General features: G+C 46.8%; 23 protein-coding genes. 6 read left to right on the top strand and 17 right to left on the bottom strand.

All coding sequences use genetic code 11. The annotated features are described in order from the left end of the window. Positions 1 to 143 precede the first annotated feature (143 nt). From I4W93_RS03925 to I4W93_RS03865, 13 genes are all read right to left on the bottom strand, one after another. The gene (locus I4W93_RS03925) at positions 144 to 1,976 is read right to left on the bottom strand and encodes a protein kinase domain-containing protein (protein ID WP_205310681.1); all 1,833 of its coding nucleotides are present in this window, start codon (positions 1,974 to 1,976) and stop codon (positions 144 to 146) included. Between the two features lie 6 nt (positions 1,977 to 1,982). Further along, positions 1,983 to 3,443, bottom strand: a complete 1,461-nt coding sequence (locus tag I4W93_RS03920; protein ID WP_205310682.1) for a Ycf46 family AAA ATPase — start codon at positions 3,441 to 3,443, stop codon at positions 1,983 to 1,985. Positions 3,444 to 3,537: 94 nt separating this feature from the next. Continuing rightward, on the bottom strand, positions 3,538 to 5,088 hold the full coding sequence (locus I4W93_RS03915; RefSeq protein ID WP_205310683.1) for a dihydrolipoyllysine-residue acetyltransferase: 1,551 nt from the start codon (positions 5,086 to 5,088) through the stop codon (positions 3,538 to 3,540). Between the two features lie 11 nt (positions 5,089 to 5,099). Then, positions 5,100 to 6,077: an alpha-ketoacid dehydrogenase subunit beta gene (locus I4W93_RS03910; RefSeq protein WP_173501309.1), complete on the bottom strand. Its 978-nt coding sequence runs from the start codon at positions 6,075 to 6,077 to the stop codon at positions 5,100 to 5,102. Continuing rightward, positions 6,077 to 7,261, bottom strand: a complete 1,185-nt coding sequence (locus I4W93_RS03905) for a thiamine pyrophosphate-dependent dehydrogenase E1 component subunit alpha (RefSeq protein ID WP_205310684.1) — start codon at positions 7,259 to 7,261, stop codon at positions 6,077 to 6,079. Before I4W93_RS03905 ends, I4W93_RS03910 begins: the two co-directional genes overlap by 1 nt. Positions 7,262 to 7,542: 281 nt before the next feature. Next, positions 7,543 to 8,607 carry a succinylglutamate desuccinylase gene (gene astE / locus I4W93_RS03900; protein ID WP_205310685.1) on the bottom strand — a complete coding sequence of 355 codons (1,065 nt, stop codon included), beginning with the start codon at positions 8,605 to 8,607 and terminating at the stop codon, positions 7,543 to 7,545. Positions 8,608 to 8,683: 76 nt separating this feature from the next. Beyond that, complete coding sequence (locus I4W93_RS20485) at positions 8,684 to 10,408, bottom strand: tetratricopeptide repeat-containing diguanylate cyclase (RefSeq protein WP_205310686.1); 1,725 nt, start codon at positions 10,406 to 10,408, stop codon at positions 8,684 to 8,686. 29 nt (positions 10,409 to 10,437) lie between these two features. Next, on the bottom strand, positions 10,438 to 10,728 hold the full coding sequence (locus tag I4W93_RS03890; protein WP_205310687.1) for a hypothetical protein: 291 nt from the start codon (positions 10,726 to 10,728) through the stop codon (positions 10,438 to 10,440). A gap of 193 nt (positions 10,729 to 10,921) precedes the next feature. Then, a complete protein-coding gene (locus I4W93_RS03885; RefSeq protein ID WP_205310688.1) occupies positions 10,922 to 11,413 on the bottom strand; it encodes a GNAT family N-acetyltransferase in 492 nt (163 codons plus the stop codon). Continuing rightward, positions 11,413 to 12,255 (bottom strand): SAM-dependent methyltransferase, encoded by an 843-nt coding sequence (locus I4W93_RS03880; RefSeq protein WP_224673247.1) that lies wholly within the window; start codon positions 12,253 to 12,255, stop codon positions 11,413 to 11,415. The genes I4W93_RS03885 and I4W93_RS03880 overlap by 1 nt, the downstream gene beginning before the upstream one ends. Positions 12,256 to 12,451: 196 nt before the next feature. Continuing rightward, positions 12,452 to 14,938 (bottom strand): glycogen/starch/alpha-glucan phosphorylase, encoded by a 2,487-nt coding sequence (locus I4W93_RS03875; protein ID WP_205310689.1) that lies wholly within the window; start codon positions 14,936 to 14,938, stop codon positions 12,452 to 12,454. 153 nt (positions 14,939 to 15,091) lie between these two features. After that, positions 15,092 to 16,741 (bottom strand): phosphoglucomutase (alpha-D-glucose-1,6-bisphosphate-dependent), encoded by a 1,650-nt coding sequence (pgm, locus tag I4W93_RS03870; protein WP_205310690.1) that lies wholly within the window; start codon positions 16,739 to 16,741, stop codon positions 15,092 to 15,094. A gap of 12 nt (positions 16,742 to 16,753) precedes the next feature. Continuing rightward, a complete protein-coding gene (locus I4W93_RS03865; protein WP_205310691.1) occupies positions 16,754 to 17,260 on the bottom strand; it encodes a replication initiation regulator SeqA in 507 nt (168 codons plus the stop codon). A 108-nt stretch (positions 17,261 to 17,368) separates the two neighbouring features. On the opposite strand from I4W93_RS03865, the gene I4W93_RS03860 reads away from it, so the two are divergent. From I4W93_RS03860 to fldA, 4 genes are all read left to right on the top strand, one after another. After that, a complete protein-coding gene (locus I4W93_RS03860) occupies positions 17,369 to 18,136 on the top strand; it encodes an alpha/beta fold hydrolase (RefSeq protein ID WP_205310692.1) in 768 nt (255 codons plus the stop codon). Between the two features lie 65 nt (positions 18,137 to 18,201). After that, positions 18,202 to 18,399, top strand: coding sequence for a DUF2788 domain-containing protein (locus I4W93_RS03855; RefSeq protein WP_205310693.1), 198 nt, complete (start codon positions 18,202 to 18,204; stop codon positions 18,397 to 18,399). A 14-nt stretch (positions 18,400 to 18,413) separates the two neighbouring features. Next, a complete protein-coding gene (gene ybfE / locus I4W93_RS03850; RefSeq protein WP_205310694.1) occupies positions 18,414 to 18,686 on the top strand; it encodes a LexA regulated protein in 273 nt (90 codons plus the stop codon). Between the two features lie 13 nt (positions 18,687 to 18,699). After that, a complete protein-coding gene (gene fldA, locus I4W93_RS03845) occupies positions 18,700 to 19,230 on the top strand; it encodes a flavodoxin FldA (RefSeq protein ID WP_205310695.1) in 531 nt (176 codons plus the stop codon). A 51-nt stretch (positions 19,231 to 19,281) separates the two neighbouring features. Here the strand turns inward: fldA and I4W93_RS03840 are convergent, their stop codons facing one another. Beyond that, positions 19,282 to 19,749, bottom strand: a complete 468-nt coding sequence (locus tag I4W93_RS03840; RefSeq protein ID WP_205310696.1) for a DUF4442 domain-containing protein — start codon at positions 19,747 to 19,749, stop codon at positions 19,282 to 19,284. A gap of 155 nt (positions 19,750 to 19,904) precedes the next feature. Between I4W93_RS03840 and fur the strand changes: the two genes are divergently transcribed. Beyond that, complete coding sequence (gene fur, locus I4W93_RS03835; RefSeq protein ID WP_205310697.1) at positions 19,905 to 20,345, top strand: ferric iron uptake transcriptional regulator; 441 nt, start codon at positions 19,905 to 19,907, stop codon at positions 20,343 to 20,345. A gap of 63 nt (positions 20,346 to 20,408) precedes the next feature. Here fur and I4W93_RS03830 read toward each other — a convergent pair whose 3' ends face one another. The 3 genes from I4W93_RS03830 to I4W93_RS03820 form a co-directional block, all read right to left on the bottom strand. Further along, a complete protein-coding gene (locus tag I4W93_RS03830; protein ID WP_205310698.1) occupies positions 20,409 to 20,906 on the bottom strand; it encodes a GNAT family N-acetyltransferase in 498 nt (165 codons plus the stop codon). Between the two features lie 114 nt (positions 20,907 to 21,020). Then, on the bottom strand, positions 21,021 to 21,947 hold the full coding sequence (locus I4W93_RS03825) for an electron transfer flavoprotein subunit alpha/FixB family protein (protein ID WP_205310699.1): 927 nt from the start codon (positions 21,945 to 21,947) through the stop codon (positions 21,021 to 21,023). Next, a complete protein-coding gene (locus I4W93_RS03820; RefSeq protein ID WP_205310700.1) occupies positions 21,947 to 22,696 on the bottom strand; it encodes an electron transfer flavoprotein subunit beta/FixA family protein in 750 nt (249 codons plus the stop codon). Before I4W93_RS03820 ends, I4W93_RS03825 begins: the two co-directional genes overlap by 1 nt. A gap of 199 nt (positions 22,697 to 22,895) precedes the next feature. Here I4W93_RS03820 and I4W93_RS03815 point away from each other — a divergent pair, with 199 nt between their 5' ends. Next, positions 22,896 to 24,530, top strand: a complete 1,635-nt coding sequence (locus tag I4W93_RS03815; protein ID WP_368735595.1) for an electron transfer flavoprotein-ubiquinone oxidoreductase — start codon at positions 22,896 to 22,898, stop codon at positions 24,528 to 24,530. The last annotated feature ends 251 nt before the right edge of the window (positions 24,531 to 24,781 follow it).

Below are 24,781 nucleotides of genomic sequence, written 5' to 3'. Positions count from 1 at the left end.
TGGAATTCTGACTAAAGCTCAAAACCCGTACATTACTCGTTTTACCTGACAATTTAAACCACTTCAGGGCAAAGATTTGCTGCCATCTGCTGTTTTCGTAACGCCAAAGCGGTATTTGGTTGATATTTATACAAGGTTTTAGCCTAGGCTATATCTGCTTTGTGCGGATTGGCCGGATAATAACGTATTGGTTGTTGTGCCTGGTGGCTAAAAAACCGCGTATCTTTGTAAGGTAACTTCATAAAACCACCAACGCCCTCACCGCTTATTTGGGCTACTTTATGCAAAATACTTTGCAGTAAACGCTTAAATTCTTGCTCTGCAGCCGGGTCTAGTAAACGGTAGTAACTGTGGATCTTCATATATAAAGTGGTCACTTCAAAAATAATACAGCCGGTATGGCGGATTAAATTCAGTTTAGCAATGTCATCCATAATGGCATCGGGCAAAGTTAATTGCTCATCCGGATCTTTACCGTCTTCAAAATAAGAATGCTGTTTACTGGCATCCTCGTTGCTCAGAACCGGCGCTAGCTGGTACGGAATAACCGCATCCGCCGGCGCAACAAAGGGCTCACTAAGGCTATTTCGGCTGATATGAATAGTATTGCGGGCATTAAATAAGCAGGCTTTAAAAATACCCACTTTGGCAATGGCGCGCGCCAGCGTTACCACATTATTAACTGACAAAGCAAAAGACGACGCCAGGCTGTCGTCATATAAATTTAAGCTGGAATCTATGTAAACGCCACCGGCCTGCCAGTGAATAGCCAGGCCACCGACCACAGGAAAACGCGCCAGCCGGCTGACCGCAGCGACAAAGGCTTTTTCTGTCTCCCCCATGCCTTGTAAATAGTTTTTGTAGTAACGCTCTAATTGCACATCATCAACATAGGCGATACCTTCTTCTTCGCTGTGCTCACGTAAAAATGACTTACGCGATGAATACACTACGGTATCCAGCTCCCGCATCTGCGGACTTACCCACACAGGTAGCTGCGGTGTGTCATCAAACAGCCTTAGTTGCGGTAATACCAATCGTTTTAATGCCGGCATCTGCTGTAAAAAATAATCACCGGCCTGCGCCCGTAATGTGGCATCGTCCGACAGCATACTGTCGAGCATAGTGGCAAACTCTACCGGTAAACCCAGGCTGCGCGCCGGTATCGCTTTGCAGCCAAAACGACATGACTGGCCGGATGCCAGCGCATATAAGGTGCCGGCAACGCCCTGCTCGTCAAAGCGCGGGCTGGACAAAGCGCCGGCGCGTTGCTCGGGGCCGATAAAATACACATCGCCCATCCGCGCATTGGAGTTTTGTAAATCCGCCGACATCAGTTGCATCACGTTATTGGCCAAATACTGGCCGTTGGCATCTAACTGAGCAAATACCGACGAGCCCCAGTCAATCAGGCTAACATGGCCGTTTTGCTCGTCAAACACCAGATTCGATGGCTTAACATCGCCGTGCACTATCGGCTGCTGCTCGCCATCTTTGATATTACCGCGCAGTGCCAACAGCACATCCGCCAACTGGCAGGCAATGTCCACTAACAGCCGCGCACTTAAGCGGCCATGCTTTAAGCTGTAATGCTCTAAATCGATACCGGCGCCGCGCTGCATCATCAGAATGCCTTGCTTTTTAACCACCTGATAAGTGATATAACGCGGTACATTCGGATGCTGCACCTGCGACAGCATATAGGCTTCGTCCGCCAGCCTGTCCTGAATATGCTGCGGCAAATTGATGCGTGAAAATTTAAATACACAAGCTTGCTCACTGGTATCCAACCCGGCAAAAGCAAAGCCATAAGCGCCTTTGCCAATCAGTTCAATCTGGCTGTAACCGAGCTTTTCCAGTTCAGAAATACACAATGCCACCCAGTCTTTCAGCTTTTTTGCATCATTGGCATTTAGCAGGTAAACAGACTGCTCTTCCGGAATGTAAAAGTTGCGCAACTGGTTTTTATACTGCATAGGGCCTCAGGCTTTCACACAGCGCTCAAGCGCCCATTGGCGCAGCACGTTAATTTGCTCTGCCATCACCACCGACAGCGGCTGTGTTGCTGACAGCTCGTCCATTAGATGCGGTAGGCTGAACTCAGTGCCGGCGGCACGGGCGCGAAAACCGGCACCAACCACCGCTTGCTCCAGCTCCGCGCCGGAAAAACCGCGGCACAAGGCCAGTGCTTGCTGCAGTGCTTCATCCGGCAGGCTCAGTTGCCGCCTGGTCAAATGCAATCTCAGCAGCTGTAAACACTCGTCGTCGCCTGGTAAGTCAACAAAAAAGATTTCATCAAAGCGGCCTTTACGCAGCAGCTCAGGCGCTAATTCATGGATGTTGTTGGCGGTGGCAACCAGAAACACCTGTGATTTACGCTCTGACAACCAGGTCAGAAAACTGCCGAGCAAACGCCGGGTAACACCGTTGTCGCTGTCACCACCGGACAAGCCTTTTTCTATTTCATCTATCCATAACACGCAAGGGGCCATCGCATCAGCCAGCGTCAGGGCCTGGGCCAGGTTTTTTTCAGTTTCACCAATGTACTTATTGTACAGCGCCGCCATATCCAGTCGCAGTAACGGCAAACCCCAGCTACCGGCAATGGCTTTAGCCGCCAGACTTTTACCGGTACCCTGCACGCCGGTTAACAATAAGCCTTTTGGCGTGTCTTTGCCGTTATCGACAAAAGCCTGTTGGCGCTGCGTTATCCACTGCTTAAGATTATGCAAGCCGATTACATTGGCAAAGCTGCCGCTGTCGAATACTTGTGACAGTACGCCATCAGTTTGCAGTAAGCTGAACTTAGCCCGGGTTATACGCGGGATATCCTCTTTTGTAATGGTGCCATCGTCTGCGATGGCTTTATAAGCCAGACGCTTTACCTCGTCAAAGGTTAAACCGCGTAAGTTCTGCACCAACAATGCCACATTGTCAGCACTAAGTTCCGCCAGCATGCCGTGCTTAGCCGCATAGCTGTCGGCCATATCATGCACTAGCTGCCTTATCTGCTGATCCGATGGCAAACTCAGCTCAAAGCGATAGCACAAGCGGGCCAGCTCCGGCGGCACTTCTAAGGCGTGGCTTAACAACATAATAGTGTGGCCAAGCTGCTCATGTGCCTGGGCAATCTCTTTGATATAACGTACATGCTTGGGATCAGACAAAAACGGATGAAAGTCACACAACACATAAATACCGCTGTTACGCGTGCCTTTTATTTGTGCCAGTAAATTTGTTGGATCAGCATTAAATGCCTGCGCGCTGTGCTCACTATCTAACCGCTGCAAACCGTCGGTAATGGTCCATTTAAACACCGGCCGCATTAAATTTACCGCCAACCTTTTGATCAGCAACAGCGCGCGCGGCTCTTCATAGCTTTCAATTACAATCAGTGGGCTGTGCGCCTGCACCAATACCCGTAAGTCATCAAATTCGTGCATAACAATCCCTGAGCCAAACACTGATAAAAAAACCCACTACAATGAGTGGGTTTTAGCAGAAAGCCGCTTAGCTGCCAAGCTCAAATATTGCCAGTCAGCGCATTGCCACCAGCATGGCTGACGGCTGCTCCAGATACTGTTTCCACAGATTGGTAAAGCGCGCTATGGTGCCGCCGTCAATAACGCGGTGATCACCCGACCAGCTGATCTGCATCAGTTGCCGCGCGTCCACCTCGCCTTTGCTGTTAAAGCGTGGCAGCGTTTGCACTTTGCCCAATGCCACTATAGCCAGCTCCGGCTTGTTGATAATCGGCGTGGCGACAGTACCGCCCAGTGCACCAATATTGGAGATACTGATAGTACCGCCTTTTAAATCGGCCGGGCTTACCCGCCCTTCCCGCGCCTGTTCGGTTAAGCGGGTTAAATCATTGGCAATGTCGATAATGGATTTATGCTGACAACCTTTGATATTCGGCACCAACAGACCAATTTTTGAGTCCACCGCTATACCGATATTGTGATCATCAAAGTAGGTCAGCTCAGTGCAATCAGCATTGACTTTGGCGTTCATAATCGGGAACTGATTAATGGCCAACGACAGTGCTTTGATAAAAAACGGCATCATGGTCAGCTTTACGCCCTGCTTAGCATATTGATCTTTCAAACTTAAGCGCAAGGCAATCAGATCGGTTAAATCAATCTCTTCACAGTAAGTAAAGTGCGGAATAGTTGACACCGATTCCACCATTTGTCGCGCCATCGCTGCTTTAATGCCTTTGATGGGCTCAGTGCGGATACCGCCGCTTAACGCCGCTGACGCTGATGTTTCCGCTTTCACCGGCTGCTGTGCTGCCACAGGCGAAGCTTGCTTACCATCAGCAAAAGCACGCACATCATCTTTATATACCCGGCCTTTATCGCCGCTGCCGGCAACTTTGGCCAAATCAATATTCAGTTCACGGGCTAAACGGCGCACTGCAGGGCTGGCCAGGGCTTTACCCTGCACCGCCGGTGTGACAGCCGCGACGGGCGCACTGGCAGCAGTGCTTTGCTGTGTTGCAGCAGTTGGGCTTGCTGCTGGCGGTGTTGTTGCTGGCACAGTACCGGCATGCGTCATGGCAAACAGTGGCGAGTGCACCTTAGCAATTTCACCTTTGGCGTAGTACAGCTTAGTAATTTTACCCGAGTACTTGGCCGGAATTTGTACCAGCGCTTTGTCGGTCATCACATCACATACCGGTTGGTCTTCAACGATATCATCACCCTCATTAACCAGCCAATCGACAATTTCACACTCAACAATACCTTCGCCGATATCCGGCAGAATAAAATCTTCGCTGCCGGCAGAGGCAGTAACCACTGCTGCAGCTGTTGGTTCTGGTTGAGCATCACTGTTATTTGCTGTGTCTGCAATTTGCATTTCAAACAGCGGCGCATGCACTTTAGCAATCTCGCCTTTGGCATAGTACAGCTTGCTTACCACACCGTTGTGTACCGCAGGAATTTGTACCAGTGCTTTATCAGTCATCACATCACATACCGGTTGGTCTTCAGTGATGGTGTCGCCCTCGGCAACCAGCCAGTCGACAATTTCACACTCAACAATGCCTTCACCGATATCCGGCAGAATAAAATCTTTTTTCATTGCTGCCTCCGTTAAAAGTTGATAGAGCGTTTAATGGCTTCATAGGTTTTTAAGTGATCGGCCACATACTCTTTTTCCAGTGCCAGCGGATACGGCGTGTCCATTCCACATACGCGTTCAATCGGGCTTTCCAGATGTAAAAAGCACATTTGCTGGATAGTGGCGGCAATTTCACCGGCAAAACCACCGGTCAACGGCGCTTCATGGTTTATCAGCAGGCGGCCGGTTTTCTTCACTGAGGCAGCTACTGTATCAGCGTCCCACGGTAAGATGCTGCGCAGGTCAATCACTTCGCAGGAAATGCCGTCTTTTTCGGCCATTTCAACCGCTTTTTGCACGATTTCCATCTGCGCGCCCCAAGCAAGCACGGTAATGTCTTTACCTTGTTGGGTCACTTCGGCTTTACCCAACTCTATTTCGTAGTAATCTTCCGGCACTTCGCCGGTGGAGGCGCGGTACAGCTTTTTCGGTTCAAAGAAAATAACCGGATCCGGGCTGGCGATGGAGGCCAGTAACAAGCCCTTGGCCTGATAAGGGTCGCGCGGGATCACCACTTTTAAACCAGGCGTATGTGCAAAATACGCCTCCGGCGACTGGCTGTGATAATGGCCACCAGCAATACCGCCACCATAAGGGCTGCGAAATACAATGCCGCCAACATTAAACTCGTTACCCGAGCGGTAACGGAATTTCGCGGTTTCGTTTACTATTTGGTCAAACGCCGGGAAGATATAATCGGCAAACTGAATTTCCGCTACCGGTTTCATGCCTTGCGCTGCCATACCATTGGCAAAACCGGCGATACCCTGCTCGGTTAACGGCGTATTAAAGCAGCGCGCTTTGCCGTATTTTTCCTGCAGTTTACTGGTAGCGCGAAATACACCGCCAAAATGGCCAACGTCTTCACCAAAACACACTACGCTGTCGTCTTTGGCCATCGCTAAATCAAGCGCATTATTAATGGCCTGCAACATATTCATCTTTGCCATTAGTCTAATCTCCCCGCCGTTACCGGATACGCATCCGGGTACTTACGGATATGCGCTTTTAATTCAACTAGTTGTTGTTGTAGTGCCGGGATCGGCTGGGCATACACATCAGAGATCAGGTGTTCAATGCCGGGCTTAGCCACTTTTTCTGCCACTTTTAACGCATCCAGAATTTCGCTGCGCAGCGCTTCGATGGTCGCTTTATCATCGGCGTCTTTTAGCCAGCCCTTTTCAATTAACCATAAACGGTAACGGGCAATCGGGTCGTTCTGGCGCCATTTCTCTTCTTCTTCTTTTGAGCGATAGCCACTTGGGTCGTCAGAGGAGGAGTGCGCACCTAAACGATAAGCGATAGATTCAATCAACACCGGCTCATTATGTTTAAGGGCATGCTCACGCGCCATTTTGGTAGCATGGTACACCGCTAAAATGTCTGCACCGTCTACCCGCAACGCTTTCATACCGTAACCTACAGCACGGCATGCAATACCGTCGCCGACAAACTGCTCGTTAGCCGGCGTAGAGATAGCATAACCATTATTACGACAGAAGAAGATCACCGGAGCTTTGTGCACCGCCGCCATATTTAAGCCGGCGTGAAAATCGCCTTCAGAGGCGGCGCCTTCGCCGAAATAACAAATAGTAGTGTTGGCTAAACCGCGTAGCTTTTGCGCATAGGCATAGCCGCTTGCTTGTGGAATTTGTGTACCCAGCGGCGAGGATATTGTCATGTAGTAAATATCTTTACTGCCGTAATGTACCGGCATCTGCCGACCTTTACCCAAATCTTTTTCGTTGGAGAACAGCTGGTTCATAAACTGCTCCAGCGTAAAGCCACGATAACGCAATGCCCCCTGTTCACGGTATTGCGCCATTATCATGTCTTTATCGTCCAACGCGGCAGCACTGCCAACGGTGGCGGCTTCTTCGCCCAGACACTGCATATAAAAGCTGATGCGGCCCTGACGTTGTGCTGCCAGCATGCGCTCGTCCAGCACCCGGGTAAACACCATGGTGTCGTACATTTTAAGTGCGGTGGCTTTGTCCAGCTCTGGTGCAGTTGCACCTTCGTACAGGCTGCCATCGTCGCGTAAAATGCGCAGCGTAGGAATTTTTAACGCATCACCGGCGGTAAACTCCGCAGTGTGCACCGTGGTAATGGTGGCGTTATTTGGGTTAGTCATAGGGTGTCTCTTGTTTGTTATACGTGTTAGACATGTGGTTAGTAGTGCCGGCCCGCCTTGGTGTCAGGCTGGTGCTGCTCACTCATTATAGCGGCATTTGCCGCTCTCCCCGTTTTGTGCCCCGCTTGAGCAGGCACCGGTTTGTTCTGATTATTATCGGCGGCAACTTTACCTTTACGTAAACTGCATTGCAACCGCCGCTCCGGTTTAGCCCGGCAGACACTGCCGGAGACTGTCAGCTTAAATTTACTCTTTACAGTGCGTTAATGCGCTAACCGCCATTACAGCAGATTGTGCTGCACTGTGGTGGGCACCACCATTAACATGGCGCGTTGGCCGATTGCCACTTTAGCATTGGGGAAAATAATGGCTTCGCCTTCCCGCTCTACCCGATATTCAGTATCGCCGTCAGTTGCTAATAAGGTACCTACCGGGTAAGCGGTAAAGTTTTGCACATCATCGGCAAAGTGCAGCTTAAACTCCTGCGTTTGTTTATTGATAGCCCGATACACCTGATACAGCTGAAACTGCTGCTCATCAAACGGCTGTGTGCTTACCTTATCTTCGCTAACCAATTGGCGCAATGCCGTGCGGGCTTTGCTAAAACGGCTCATGTCGTTTTGGCCAAATGGCTGTACTTTACCCAGTTCAATGGTAAAAGCATCCGCGCCGTGGCTGTTGGAAGCGTAGTAGCTAAAGGTTGATGCCGGCGTTTGCATTAATAGCACAGTAGTGACATCACAGGCCTGTAAAAACTCAAACTCAGCCTTTTGCCACGGCTTATCATGCAAGAAAGGATACACGGCAAATTTTTCAAAGCGCGAGCCACGAATAGCGGTGTGTAAATCATACAAATACCGGTTACGCGGCGCTGCTTCAGTTACGCGTACTTCATTGTAGAACCGGCTGACATAGTCTTCTAACGCCTTAGCACGATGACGCTCGGCATTGATAAGACCAGCCCCCATACTATGATGGCCGGAAAATAACCGGTTTAAGTTTTCTGTAATTTCGCGTGTGCCGGCATTAATGGCGGCGGGGTTACCAAATAACACTAATAAGCGCTGTTTCAGCACCAACTTACCTGTTAACACCTGTTGTACTAACTCGGCGCAAATTTCTATTGGTGCAGTTTCATTGCCATGCACGCCACACGATAGGACGATATCTTTGTCGCCGGCATTTGTCGGTTCAAAACAAATTACCCCGCTATCCCAAATGTGGACAGTCGTGCTATCGGTCAGGGTAAATTGTAGCGGAGCTAACCCATCCGGGTTAGATAAAGTGATTTGCAGAAAATCGCCGTGTTGTTGTAATTGCTTGGCTAAAGATAATGGTTGCGCCATGCGCCAGCTCCCCGTTGTCAGACTAGCGCCAATTCTACCCCAGTTGACCGGTCAGACAAAACCCGCCCGTACCGAATCAGTGGCTAAATTCACTGACCCTATCCCGTCCAGCCTGTTTTGATTGGTACATGGCGTTGTCGGCATCCGCTAATAACTGCTTTAGTTGATAACCAGAAGTGTCTGAGGAACTTACACCAAAGCTGGCACTAAGCGGGAAGATATAGCCACTTTCACTGGTATCTATTGTGGCAATTGCGTCGCGACATATTTCCGCCAACAGCACCGCTTTGTCTACCTGGCAGCCGGGTAATACCACAGCAAATTCTTCACCACCGATACGACCGAATACATCGTTATTACGCATAAAATTACGACAGGTTTTCACCACAGCCTGCAGTGTCCAATCTCCAGCTGCATGGCCATAGGTATCATTAATACTTTTGAAAAAATCCAGATCAAATAAAATCAGCGCCACCGGTTTGGCGTTTGATTCGCAGTAATCCAGCGCAATTTTTGCCTGATTGTTAAAGTGGTATCGATTACTGATACCGGTAAGCTGATCATACTCGGCTATTTTCTTAAAGCGCCGGCGTCCAGTTACGGCGCGGTAGGCGATAAAGCTGGCAATCGTAAGCACCGAAAACAGCAACATCATCGCTAGTCGATTTTGTTTTACTTCTTGTTCATACACGTTTTTTTGTAACAACAGCAAATCATTATCTTTATTTAATAAGGCAATTTGCTGGCTTTTAACCTGTGTAGCCGAACGAGCCATATTCATGGCAAGTTGTCCAGCAGACAAATTATCAAGATAGGCTTTATCAAACTGCAGAAACTTTTCATGGTAATCAAGGGCAACCTGAAATTTAGCCATCTTCTTATTGGTCAGATATAACACTTCATAGGCCCAAGTCAGTGGTTCACTAAACTCAGTTTTAACGCCTGCATCCAAAGCTAATAAAGCAAACTTTTCCGCATTTAAAAAATCATCTTTATAAAAGTAAGCCTTAGCAATTAACGCATTAAAAGCAGACATGACCTGTGGATACTGAGTCGAACTTGCAACTTCGAGGTAGTCCAGTAATAAGGTAAGCGCATCATGGTTCAGGGATATATCAATTAATTGCCGAGCGCGATAGATAACGATAATGGCTTCAAATAGTTTTTCTCCGGCCTCCTTACAAGAAGACAAAGCCTGTTCATATTGACTGTAGAAACCTTCAGAATGGTCTACATAATACATGGCTTCAATTTTAAGCTGCCAAGCTGCACATCTTGACGTTGCGTTACTGGTTTTTTGTACAATCTCATCTGCAAAAAAGTATCCAGATGAGTAATCCCCAACTGTGTTATACAGCAGTGCCAAAACCCGAAAAGCCTGCTCCTTAACTTTGGTATCGTTCAACTGGTCGGCGTTACGAATAATTTCTTCAGAAATTTCAAATGCTTTATTATAACGCCGAGAGACAGTGTAGATATTTACCAACGTAACTTTTGCACGAAACGCAGCGTGTGACGTGCTGCTATCTTTGATTAATTGCTCAAACAGCGTTACCGCCGAAGTAAAGTCTCCGCTAAGCGTAACGGAATATGCGTCCAGATAACGATAAAAACTGTTTTCCTCTGCAGTAAATGATTGCTCGATATCACGCAATTGCGACATCAGAATACCGAAACGTTCTCTGTCTGCGCTCTTAAGTCTATCCGCTTCCGCCAACAAAAACGCAGCATCGGCTGCTACAGCAGCTGATGCCCACATAAGCAATAAACTGAATACCGCTATGCGGGAAAACCAGTTCACAGCATTAACCCGCTATGTTCGCTGCGTAACTAAGCACTACGAAGCAATCTGTTCGATTCTTTTTGTTCACCATCATCTTCATCAGGCTGTTCTACTGGTGGCACATTGCCAGGCTCTTCTGCAGGATGGATGCCACAGACTAGAAGAGAGCGCGTTCCCAAGAAACGTTCAGCTGCATCAATATCACTGCGCTGCAGGCTATTAATTAAATTCAAATCTAATAATTGCTCAACTGCCGTATTTCCTAACTGCGGGGCGCTACTTTTAGATAACGAAGCATCCGAGCCTATTTTTTCCAGCATACTTATTACATTATTCATTATCATTTCCTGTTAGTTGCCTAGTATACAAAGTGTTGTTGTTATTATCCTTGCAGCCCCCGGCAAACACGCTGCACTAATAGCCGGCAGGTAGGTTCTGCTAATATCCATAACAATATGGCTTATAGCAAGCGTTTGTTTAATTTGGAGCATTAATACATAGTTGCCAATTGAGGTCGAATGATTTAAAGGCTTAATACAGCTCAAAAAATCCGTTTTCAGCGTCAAATTGAAAGCCTAGTTTACGCGCTAACTTGACTGCTGGTCGATTTTCAGCAGCTACTTTAGCAAAAATACCATACGAGCTAAACTCACGTTTCAAGTACGTTATCAGCATTTGTAATGCAGAAAATGCCAAATGATTTCGTTGATAATCAAGCTTGAAGATAACACCAACTTCAATTTTTTTGGCATCCTCGTCAAAGGTAAGTCCTAATATGCCAACAGCTGTATTGTCTGATAACTCCGCGACTAAAAACGCGCGCTTACAAGGTGTTTGTTGAGTTTGTTTTACGGCACTAACAAAGCTTTTTTCCAGCGAGGGCTGATCCAAAGCAGAACAGATATACCGCAGAATATTATCATCGCCATATAAACTAGCATACAAAGGGTAATCGGCTTCATTAACCGGCCTAAGCTTTACTCGCTCACCACTAAGTACGCCAAATTGTTTAATACCCGACATCAGTTATATATTGCCTGTTGATTCTTCACCAGTTGCTCCAGCTCAGCAATAAGTTCTGTATTTAACCCCGCTATACTGCCAGGTGGTATGACTAATGTGGTCTTTAGATCCATGACTGCCGCTGGCAAAGCACTTATTGGCAAACGTTCAATTCGGTTGGGCTGAATCGGTAGCGTTGCGGCTTCATATAGAATGACTTCATGCTCTGATGAATAATACTCTCCAAGCAGTTTTACCAGTATCTTGCGGTACTCACTGTCGGTGGTAAATTTGGCCAGGCTTCTGTCGCCGGCTACACCCACCTGCCATAAAATCAGATAAGCCGCGGTATCAATAGTGCGCTTGTAAAACATAAACTGGCTGGTTTCGTAGTGCTGGCAGCCCGAACTGCCAGGGTCTATGCCCAAATCGGCAAACAGGCAGTCTTCTGCTGATATGCCCGGCTCCATATGGGCTTTGTAACCCAGCTCGCGTGCCTGCTTAATGGCATTATGCGGTACCCAAGCGAACACACCGGGATGACCATAAAAAGCACCCACCACTTTTTTGCCGGCGCTAACTTCGGCCAGCATCGCCGCCACCATCTCACGGTAGGTAATCATGCGCGACTTACCTTCCAGATAATACGGCTGCAATGAGCGAACATCGGCGTTCATCTGCTCAATCCATTTCTCTGTTATACCGTCGGCGACCAACACAAACACCACTTCGGCCTGTTCGATATAACTACGCGACAACGGGCTGATATGCGCGCCCAGCGTCATTCCCGTACCAACACAAACTAAACTACCGTTTGTATTGTTACCGACTGCTTGAGTAGTATTTTCTGCTTCTTTATTCACACAATTTCCTTCGTGCTTTTTTGTGCACTATATGACGTTGCTAACATCACTTGCAAGGGGGAAACTTTTAACGCTTGTTAATTATCCTGATATTTCACAACAGCTTACACCAAGAGCAACATCAAAAAGGAACTCCGCCGCTCAATACAAAGACCTTACGAATAAAAAAACCTGCACAAGGCAGGTTTTTTATCACTCAGTTACGGTTGATGCCGCACTTTTTCAAATGCCACACTCGGCTGACATAATCTTCAATTGAGCGGTCAGAGGTAAATTTACCCACAGACGCGGTGTTGAGGATGGCTTTTTTCGCCCACAACGCCTTATCTCTATACCATCCATCCACCTTTTGGTGCGCTTTGACGTAGCTGTCGAAATCTGCCAATACCAGATAAGGATCACCGCCCTCGAGTAGACTGCGTTTTATCGCAGATAACTCACCGGGTTTGCCCGGGGTAAAATAATCGGTTTCCAGCCAATCCAGAATCGCTTTAATTTCTGGGTTGGCGTAATAGTAATCCATACTGTTATAGCCTTTACTGTCTAAGGTTTTAACTTCGTCAACAGTTAAACCAAAAATAGCAATATTGTCTGCGCCCACTTCCTCTGCAATCTCAATATTGGCGCCATCCATAGTACCTACCGTAATGGCACCATTTAATGCCAGTTTCATATTGCCAGTGCCAGACGCTTCTTTGCCAGCGGTAGATATTTGCTCAGAGACATCTGCGGCCGGGATCATTTTCTCAGCCAACGTCACGCGGTAATTTGGCATGAACACCACTTTTAACCGATTTTTCACCCGCTTATCGTGGTTAATTTTTTCAGCTACTTTATTGATGGCGTAAATAATTTCTTTTGCCAGTTTATATCCAGGCGCGGCCTTGGCACCAAACAAAAACACCCGTGGAACCATATCGTAATCTGGCTCCTGCAGAATTCGACGGTATAATGCCAATATATGCAGCAGGTTCAGGTGCTGACGTTTGTATTCATGTAAACGTTTAATCTGAATATCAAAAATGGCATGAGGGTCAATATCGATATGGGTTAACTTCTTAACCACCGTGGCTAAATCGGCTTTGTTCTGCTGTTTTATTGCCATAAAGGCATCTTGGATTTTGCTGTCATCAGCAAAAGCCGCAAATTTTGACAGCTGCTTTAAATCGGTTGGCCAGCCAGAGCCAATCTGTTGATCCAACAAATGAGACAGTCTGGGATTACAGGCTTTTAACCAACGTCGCGGTGTAACACCGTTAGTGACATTGGTGAATTTGTCCGGCCACAAAGCAACCATTTCCGGGAATAAATCGGACTTAACTAACTGAGAATGGATCTCTGCAACGCCATTGACGCGGAATGAGCCGACAACAGAAAGATGCCCCATACGTACCATAGGTTCATGGCTTTCTTCGATAATGGATAGCTTGCGCTTTTTATCGTTATCGCCTGGCCACAGCACATCAACCTGCTCTACCAGGAAGCGCCTGTTAATTTCATAAATAATTTCCAGATGACGCGGTAATACTTTTTCAAACAGCCGTACCGGCCATTTCTCCAGCGCCTCAGGTAATAAGGTATGGTTGGTGTAGGCAAAGACTTGCTGACACAGGTTCCATGCCTGATCCCACTGCATTTCAGCTCGGTCTACCAGAATACGCATAAGTTCCGGAATGGACACTGCTGGGTGGGTGTCATTTAGCTGTATGACAACCTGTTTGGCAAAGTCACTCCAGTCATCGCCATGGCTGCGCTTATAACGCCGAATAATGTCTTTTAACGAGCATGAGACAAAAAAGTACTGTTGGATCAGACGCAGTTCTTTACCCGCGTCAGTTTCATCATTGGGATACAGCACTTTGGAGATCGTTTCGGCTTCAATATTTTCGCGCGAAGCGTCAACATAACCGCCAGAGTTAAATACGTCCCAGTTAAAAAAATCACTGGCGCGGCTTTCCCACAAACGCAACACGTTAACTGAACTACCGTTGTAACCTACTACCGGAATATCCCAGGGGATACCTTTAATAATACGGCCTGGGTGCCAAACTTTTTTCATTTTTCCTTGCAGGTCATACACCGTTTCAACATAACCATATACTGAAATTTCCTGCACCGACTCCGGCCGGCAGATCTCCCAGGGGTTACCGTACTCGCGCCAACTGTCCGGACGCTCAATCTGGCGGCCATCCTGGAAGCTTTGTTCAAACAAACCATGCTCATAACGAATGCCATAACCAATAGCCGGATAATTCAAGGTCGCCAATGAGTCAATAAAACACGCCGCGAGGCGCCCCAAGCCGCCATTACCTAGGGCCATGTCTTCTTCTTGATCTTCCAAATCGGCAATATCCATGCCCAGCTCGCTAAGTGCTTGCTTTGCCTGTTTATATAAACCAAGGTTGTGCAAGTTGTTGCTAAACAGCCGGCCCATTAGGTACTCAAGACTAAAATAATGCAGTGCGCGAGTATTTTGCTCGTAGTGTGTGCGCTGAGTATTGCGCAGACCGTCAAAAACTTGCTCATTCACTGCCGCGCACGTTGCGCGCCACCAAGCTTGTGGACTGGCTTTATTTACATCGGTGCCAAGCGTTGAGTGCAAGTGACGAATAATCTGCTCTTTAAGTTGCTCAGTGTTAATTTGCACCACATCGGTGCCGGCAGTGGAAGTTTGTTTTTTCATTACAGATCCTGATAATTAGCTGCCTGTGATAGCGCTATAATAACGTCAAATGTAGACTTATTACCAAAAAATACCCTAATACAGCTCTTAAGGCAAAAATAAAGGCTATGAATGTAATTTAATTACACAGCAATTCATAGCCTTTTCAGTGCGTTACATCTGACTGAATACGTATTCAACAAATGCTTTAGCATCATGCTCTAACTGCAGCAGGTGCGCTTGATCAACAAAACTTTCCAAATAAATTTTATAGGCGTTTTCTGTACCTGATGGTCTGGCTGCAAACCAGCCGTTGCGTGTCACCACTTTTACGCCACCGATGTCGGCATCATTGCCAGGGGCTTTAGTTAACACGGCTAATATCGGGTCTCCGGCAAGCATAGTTTGGATAACACTGTTTACGTCTAATTTTTTCAGCGCGGCTTTTTGCTCTGCACTGGCTGGAGCATCCAACCGCCGATACAGTGGTGAACCAAGCTCACGGGTTAATGCTTGATATTGCAAATAGGGGTCTACGCCAGTTTTAGCCAACATTTCGGCAGCTAACAAGCCTAATAAAATACCGTCTTTATCAGTTGACCAGGCGCTGCCATCAAAGCGCAGAAAACTGGCGCCGGCACTTTCTTCACCGCCAAAGGCAACACTCCCTTGATGTAATCCTGCTACAAACCATTTAAAGCCGACAGGAACTTCCAATAACTTACGACCGCGGGCAGCGACAACCCGATCGATCAGTGCGCTGGACACCAGAGTTTTACCAATAGCCAATTCGGCCGACCATTCTGGCCGGTTGGCCAGCAAATAGTTTATGGCTACCGCAAGATAATGGTTCGGGTTCATCAAACCGCCACTGCGCGTAACAATACCATGACGGTCAAAATCAGGGTCATTACCAATGGCGATATCAAACTGATCTTTTAATTGAATTAAATTTGCCATGGCGTAAGCAGATGAACAATCCATCCGAATTTGGCCGTCTTTATCCAGTGGCATAAACGCAAAAGCCGGGTCTACTTTGTCATTTACCACCGTAATATTCAGGCCATAACGTTCAGCTATTCGCGGCCAGAATGCAATACCGGAGCCGCCTAACGGGTCAACACCAATACGAATACCGGCTTTAGCAATGGCTGCCATATCAATAACGTTCTGAAGATCATCAACATAGTGCTGAATATAATCAATGTGTTGACAATAGCCCGACTGTAGCGCCAGCGCATAAGGCATCATTTTTACGCCATCAAGCTCGTTGGCTAATAACGTATTGGCGCGTTGCTCAATCCAATTGGTTGCGTCAGTATCTGCCGGGCCACCATGTGGCGGGTTATATTTAATACCTCCGTCCTGCGGCGGATTATGCGACGGTGTAATGACTATGCCGTCGGCAAGCTGTGTCGTACTGCCTTTGTTCTGCGTTAAAATGGCATGAGATATAACAGGAGTGGGCGTATAACCCAGATCTTTTTGAATACACACCTGTATTTTGTTGGCAATTAGCACCTCTAAAGCACTGGCAAAGGCGGCTTCTGATAGTGCGTGGGTATCTTTACCCAGAAACAGAGGCCCGTTAATGCCCAGCTGCTTACGATAATCGGCAATGGCCTGACAAATAGCCAATACATGCGGTTCATTAAATGAGCAATCCAGCGCGCTTCCGCGATGACCAGAGGTACCAAAACTGACTTTGTGCTGTGGATGCGCATGTACATCAGGCTCAAGTACATAATAAGCAGTCATCAGACGACTAATATTTGGTACTAACGAACTGGGCACCTGTTGCCCGGCCAGCGGGTGTAAAGACATAAAAATTCCTTGTTATAACAAATCGCGGATACGCTCAGCGTCTTGTTCACTATAGCCGAGTTTAATTGCTGTTTCGGTTAACATCATCTTTTTACGCGTTGTATTTGAATTAGTGATCACCCAGAACTCAGTATTCGGAATGGGCTTAGGATTAGTACTACTACCCGCCTCTGACAATGCTTCTGCGCTGCGGCCAAAGTACAAGCGGTTACGGCCTTTAATGTCGAGTACCTTGGCAAATTGCTTTTTATGTACTCGCGCTAACGTTGACAAAATAAATAAGAAACGCCCAACTACACTAGACTCAGCTTGTAAATCCTGCCGGTTTATTAAGTCAAAAATATTACTGCCCACCACTGCAACAACCGCAGGAGTAACCGGCTCCGGGTTGGCAGGCACTATTGCTGTTTCATCCCCAAGCAACAAGCGGCGTAGTATTTCAGACGCACTTTCACCTATTTTTTGCGTCTGGCCGGCGATGTACTGGTATAGCTCGTCATCTATTTCGATGGTTTTCATATATTTATTCCACACGCTAAAAGTGGCCTCATTATATAAAGCCTTATCGACTGACGCCAGCGGCATGATTTGCTAGACTAGCTTTCTTGTTCAGCAGTTGAGTTTGTTATGCTATTACATACCCACAGCAGTGGCCAGCACGATAGCCCGCCGATTGTGCTGGTGCATGGCTTATTTGGCAGTTACGAGAATTTAGGCGTCATTGCCCGCAGTTTGAGCGAGCATTATCACGTGATTAACGTTGATGTGCGAAACCATGGTCGCTCAGGCCATAGTGATGACATGACATATGCATTGATGGCTGCAGATTTGGCACAAACATTAGACGATTTGCAAATACAGCAGACGGCTATTCTGGGGCACTCAATGGGCGGCAAAATGGCGATGGCGTTTGCGCTGCAATACCCACAGAGGGTAAGTAAGTTGATCCTGGCTGACATTGCGCCTGTAGCCTACGCGCCCCGGCACACTAGTATTATTACAGGCCTGAACGCGGTGGAATTAGCCCACATCAACGGCCGCGCTGATGCTGACAAGCAATTGTCGGCCTATATTGATGAGGCCGGTGTGCGACAATTTCTGCTTAAAAGCCTGATTAAAAACGACGATGTTTTTAGCTGGCGTTTTAATTTAACAGCACTGCAGGCCAATTATGCTGCGCTTATTAGCGAACCGGTGTTGCACGGTCATTTTGACGGCCCGGTACTGTTCATTAAAGGTGGTGATTCCGATTATATTCTGCCTGAACACCGCCCGGTTATTTTGCGTTTATTTCCTGCAGCTCAAGCCAAAGTTATTCAGGGCACCGGCCATTGGTTGCATGCCGAAAAACCGACAGTTTTTTGCAAGTTGGTACAAGACTTTTTATTGAGCTAACGCACTAATTTTTTGCTGCAGTTATGCTATAGTGCGCGCACTTTTTTTAAGGCAAGCAACATTCTATGTCTTTTGAGCAGTTTGAAGCACTAAGTTTATGGCTTGGTCTGGGCATTTTGTACTTGTTTATAGTCATGGCAATACGTGATGTATTGAAAAAAAGCAATGCGCCGCGGTTGGGCCAGTTTTTCGTCTGGCTGGTGCTATTTTTATCACCGGCAGTGTTTGTTATAAAAAGCATAATCCCGTTTTTTTTTGAGTAGTAAGGGTAAGATTAATGGCGAAGATTGCCAGTGATCGCACCACGATAGATTTGTTTGCGCAGGACAAGCGACCCGGGCGGCCCAAAACTAATCCGCTGCCGAGGGAAGAGCAACTTAAACTGAATAAACGCAATCAAATCAAACGTGATCGTAGTAAAGGCTTAAAACGCATTGAGTTTAAAGTGTCTGACCAGCTGTACGATGCGCTGAGTCAGCAAGCTGACAAAGCTGAAATGACTCGTAGTGCATATATAGAGCACATTCTGACACAAGTTTTAACCAGGTAAGAAGGTTAGATTAATGGCAACTGTAGGCATTTTTTTCGGTAGCGATACCGGTAACACTGAACATATCGCCAAGATGATCCAGAAAGAACTGGGGAAACATTTGTTTGATATACGTGATATCGCTAAGAGTAGTAAGGAGGATATCGCCGCATTTGATTTACTGTTGCTGGGTATTCCAACCTGGTACTACGGTGAAGCCCAGTGCGACTGGGATGATTTTTTCCCCGAGTTGGAAAATATCGATTTCGATAGCAAGCTGGTAGCCATTTTTGGCTGTGGCGATCAGGAAGATTACGCAGAGTATTTCCTTGATGCTATGGGTACACTGCGCGATATTATCGAACCTAAAGGCGCCATCATTGTGGGGCACTGGCCAACAGCGGGCTACAACTTTGTCGCCTCCAAGGCATTAGCCGACGATAGCCATTTTATTGGTTTAGGTATAGATGAAGACCGCCAGCCCGAGCTTACAGAGCAACGGGTTAAACAGTGGTGTAAGCAAATATACGATGAAATGAGTTTAAAAGAATTTGAAGGTCTGTAGACCATAAGAACCGGCTTAAACGCCGGTTTTTTTTTATGATAACGCTTGCGCCTATGAGCGATATTTGACCTTTTTTCGCACATAAACCGTACGGTTAACCTCTGCGACAATCTGCCCGCTATCATCTTTGATATGCACAATAAATTGCGGAAAATGCTTATCACCATCCGCAGTGGCAGCCTTTATGCCGTTAACATTGTCATCTGATAACCAAAACTCGGCAGTAAGTTTGCCTTTACCGGGTTTAATAAAATCAATATCCGCCTGTTTATCCCACACCAGATACTCTTTACCCAAGGCGCCCATCAGCATTAGCGGGTATATCGGGTCAGTCATAGCAAACATGGTACCGCCAAACTGAGTGTTATTGATGTTTCGTGTCCAAGGCCGCGACTTTAATTCTACCCGACAATAGCGATAGTCATTACTTAATACCGCTACTTTAATACCCGGAAATAAAAATGGTGGCCAGAAATTAAGTAGCCGGCGCATAACAGCCGGATTAAAAGCCCATTTCATTTACGCCTCTCTGGTATGACCTGATTTGGGCTATTGTACTTTGCCAAGCCTGAAGTACAAGTAGCTCTTTGGCTAGCAGTGCCTAATTTACCATTTCATTCTCTGGCTAATGTCTTTATAATCTTTTACATATCTAAACCAGAGTCATAAGTGTTATGTCAGATCACAACAACGAATTACGTAAAGCCGGCCTTAAAGTTACCCTACCACGGGTAAAAATTCTTGAGATACTGCAGGACCCAAAAAACCAGCATATAAGCGCCGAAGACGTATATAAGTTGCTGTTAGAAATTGGCGAAGATATCGGCCTTGCTACGGTTTACCGCGTTCTTAACCAGTTTGATGACGCCGGCATTTTAACCCGCCATCATTTTGAGGGCGGCAAGTCGGTGTTTGAACTGACCGGTGGCAGCCATCACGACCATCTGGTGTGTTTAAAATGCGGTAAAGTCATGGAATTTGAAGATGAGGTGATTGAAGCTAAACAGCTAGAAATTGCCGCCGAAAATGGCATTAAGCTCACGCATCACAGTTTATACCTGTATGGCGAGTGCACTGACACCGTGCAGTGCAAAAAAAATAGCGAAATGAACTAAACTGCTAATACGCATGTGAAAAAAGGCACTATTAAGTGCCTTTTTTGTGTCCTTCTAACGCATTTACGCCACGGCGGTATTGATACGTGCCATACAAAGCGCACTAACATAGTTACCATATTGAAAAGCAAAATCAGACAACTCAGCTTCGACTTCAAAGCCAAAGCGCTCATACAAAGCAATAGCAGCTTCATTGCTACTGTAAACTGTTAGTTCCATGCGTCTAATATTCAGCCATTGATCTGACAGCTCCAGTGCTGCACGCAACAACGCTGAACCAATGCCTTGCCCCTGAAAATCTTCTGATACGCCCATACCAAGCTCAGCAACATGGCGTCGTCTAGGGTTTTGGCACACCTGTAAACCAAGTTGACCTACTACCTTACCCTCTACTTCAGCAACCAAGTTATAGAAACCGTTACCGGCATTATACAACCTTTGCCAGTTAGATACCGGCTGATATGGCAACTGTAGCGTATTGGCATACACGGTTGGTTGATCATAAATAGCTTTAATGGCGTCAATGTCGGCAGGCTCTGCATGACGGATCACAGCGGGCATAATCGCTTCCTTTACAGTATGTGAAGCGATATCTTAAGTCGGTTTTGCCGTGAGCAACAAGAGACAAAATGAAAAAAGCCAGCAAGATGCTGGCTTTTGGCATACTTGCTAACGTTACAGTTGCTGTTCGAGTTCAGGCAGTACACTGAATAGATCAGCTACCAGACCATAGTCAGCTATCTGGAAAATCGGCGCTTCAGCGTCTTTATTGATTGCGACTATTACTTTCGAATCTTTCATACCCGCCAAATGCTGAATCGCACCGGAGATCCCCACCGCAATGTACAAATCTGGCGCTACGATTTTACCGGTTTGACCAACCTGCATATCGTTCGGTACAAAGCCGGCGTCAACAGCCGCCCGGGATGCACCAATAGCTGCGCCAAGCTTGTCAGCTATGCCGTTTAGCAATGCAAAGTTTTCACCATTTTGCATGCCGCGACCACCCGAGATCACCACCCTGGCAGCACTAAGTTCTGGCCGTTCTGATTTGGTAAGCTCCTCATCAATAAATGCCGACACCCCAGCATCATGCGCAGCGGATACAGCCTCTATCGGTGCACTATTACCGTCTGACGCTGCACGAAAAGCCGCCGGGCGTACCGTTAACACTTTGATACGGTCGCTAGACTGCACGGTTGCAATAGCATTGCCGGCATAAATTGGTCGAACAAAAGTATCAGCAGATTCAATGGCTATAACATCAGAAATCTGTGCAACATCCAGCATCGCGGCAACACGTGGCAAGAAGTTTTTGCCGCTGGTAGTTGCTGGCGCCAGAATGTGGCTGAAGTCTTTACCCACTTCAGTCACTAAAGCGGCGATGTTTTCTGCCAGCTGATGTTGATAAACGGCATTGTCGGCCAATAACACTTTGCTGACACCTGCAACAGTGGCCGCTTCATCGGCGGCTGCCTTACAGTTAAAACCAGCGACTAACAGCGTGATATCGCCACCAATGGCTGCAGCTGCCTGCACCACTTTATGCGTCTCGCTTTTCAGGCTTAGGTTGTTATGCTCTGCAATTATTAAAATGGCCATTAGATCACCTTCGCTTCATGCTTTAACTTATCGACAAGCTCTGCCACTGACTCAACTTTAATGCCACCCTGACGGCTGGCCGGAGCTGCAACTTTTAGCACCGTGACGTTGGAGCTAAGGGTTACACCAAAACTATCTGCCGCGATTACATCCAGTGGTTTCTTTTTTGCTTTCATAATGTTAGGCAAAGAGGCGTAACGTGGTTCATTTAAACGTAAATCAGTTGATACTACTGCTGGCAGTGTTAATGCCACCGTTTGTAAGCCACCGTCAATTTCACGCGTTACCAGCACTTTACCGTCAGCTAACTGCACTTTTGAGGCAAAAGTACCCTGCCCCATTCCGGTTAAAGCTGCCAACATTTGGCCGGTTTGATTGTTGTCAGAATCGATGGCCTGTTTGCCCAAGATAACTAAACCAGGCTGCTCTTGTGCAACAACCTTTGCCAGCAACTTGGCGACCTGTAATGAGTCAAGATGCTGATCCGTTTCGATATGTAACGCACGGTCAGCTCCTAGCGCCAACGCGGTACGCAGCTGTTCTTGTACAGCGGTGGTACCAATAGACACCACAACCACTTCCGAGGCGTTACCAGCTTCTTTTAACCTAACCGCTTCTTCAACAGCTATTTCGCAAAATGGATTCAACGCCATTTTAACGTTGGCCAGGTCTACACCCGTTTGATCAGCTTTTACCCGAACTTTGACGTTGTAGTCTATCACCCGTTTTACCGGTACCAGTATTTTCATAAAATCCTCATTATTTCCTGCACAATAAGCCATCTTTGCTGCAGGTTTACGTTAAGGTAAAGCTATAATAGTTTGGTTTGCCACAATCTACTTACTGTTGACGTTAACGTCAACCTGCAATACCCTAAACACCATGACAAAAGCGGCGTCAGCTGTAAATAATATACTCCAAGAGGTCAGTGCTGTGGAAAGAGAATCAATGGAATTCGATGTTGTAATAGTGGGTGCCGGCCCGGCCGGGCTGTCTACTGCCATCAAATTGATGCAACAAGCAAAAGCAGCAGCCAAAGAACTTACGGTCTGTGTGGTGGAAAAAGGCTCTGAAGTCGGCGCTCATATCCTCTCCGGAGCGGTATTTGAACCACGTGCACTAAATGAGCTGTTACCCGATTGGCAACAGTTGGGGGCGCCGGTGACTACTGCAGTAACGCATGATGATATTTATTTGTTCAATAGCGCAGAAACCGCCAGAAAGCTACCAGGCTTTGCTGTGCCAAAAACAATGCATAACAGCGGTAATTATATTGTTTCAATGGCGAACCTTTGCCGCTGGCTAGCGCAGCAAGCTGAACAACTTGGCGTGGAGATTTTTCCGGGCTTTGCTGCCAGCGAAGTATTAATAACAGACAACATTGTCAAAGGCATACTCATTGGCGATATGGGTTTGGATAAGCACGGCAAGCCCAAAGATAGCTTCGTACCTGGCATGGAGTTACTGGCTAAATATACCGTGTTTGCCGAAGGCTGCCGTGGACATTTAGGCAAACAGCTTATTAAACAATTCCAACTGGATAAAGATAAATCGCCGCAGCATTATGCATTGGGTTTTAAAGAAATTTGGGATGTGCCCGCAGAGCAGCATAAGCCTGGTTTGGTGGTGCATTCAGCGGGCTGGCCGTTAACTGCAGATACCTCTGGCGGTGGCTATCTTTATCATGCTGAAAACCAGCAAATCGTAGTAGGTTTAATTGTTGATTTAAACTACAGCAACCCTCACTTAAGCCCGTTTGATGAGTTTCAACGCTATAAACATCATCCGGTTATCGGCCAATATCTACAAAATGGTAAACGGGTTAGCTACGGTGCCCGCGCCATTGCAAAAGGCGGCCTGAATAGCCTGCCAAAAATGAGTTTTAACGGCGGCTTACTGGTAGGTTGCGACGCCGGCACATTAAATTTTGCCAAAATCAAAGGCAACCATACAGCGATGAAATCAGGCATGTTAGCAGCAGAAACGCTGTTTCAAGCGCTATCACAGGATGAGAATGGCGGTGCTGACTTAACCGCATATGCAGAGGCAATAAAAAATAGCTGGCTGTACGATGAGCTTTATCGTTCGCGCAATTTTGGCCCTGCAATGCATAAATTTGGCATGTTTTGGGGTGGCGCTTTTAATACGCTGGATCAAAACTGGTTTGGTGGCAAATTGCCATTTACGCTAAAAGATGACAGCCATGATTATGCCCAACTTAAACCTGCAGTTGCTGCTGAAATTATTCAATATTCCAAACCGGACAACGTATTGAGCTTTGACCGCTTATCGTCAGTTTATTTATCTAATACTAACCACGAAGAAGAGCAACCATGCCATTTGCAGTTAACCGACAGTAATATTCCTATAGCGGTAAACTTAGCAAAATACAATGAACCGGCACAACGTTATTGCCCGGCTGGCGTATATGAAATCGTGCAAGATGAAAACAATGCGCCCAAATTTCAGATAAACGCACAAAACTGCATTCATTGTAAAACCTGTGATATTAAAGACCCCGCACAAAATATCACTTGGGTAACACCTGAAGGCGCAGGTGGGCCTAATTACCCTAACATGTAATAATTACATAGACTCAGCCCGGTTCAACATTACCATGTGATATCGGGCTAAGCTATTGAGCTATTGAGCTATTGAGCTATTGAGCTATTAAGCTATTAAGCTATTAAGCTATTAAGCTATTGTTCTAATGTATTTTACTCCACCTTACAACACGCCGGCTAACACTAAAAGGCTTGGCATTTTCCCGGCCTTTTGCGTTACTGCAGTAGCGTAAAGCCGCTTAACCCCCTAAACTATCGCCATTATAAAAT

Source organism: Rheinheimera maricola (genome assembly GCF_016918075.2).
Classification (GTDB): Bacteria; Pseudomonadota; Gammaproteobacteria; order Enterobacterales; family Alteromonadaceae; genus Alishewanella; species Alishewanella maricola_A.
The sequence above is the reverse complement of the archived record's forward strand: the minus strand, read 5'-3'. Positions and strand labels throughout refer to the sequence as shown.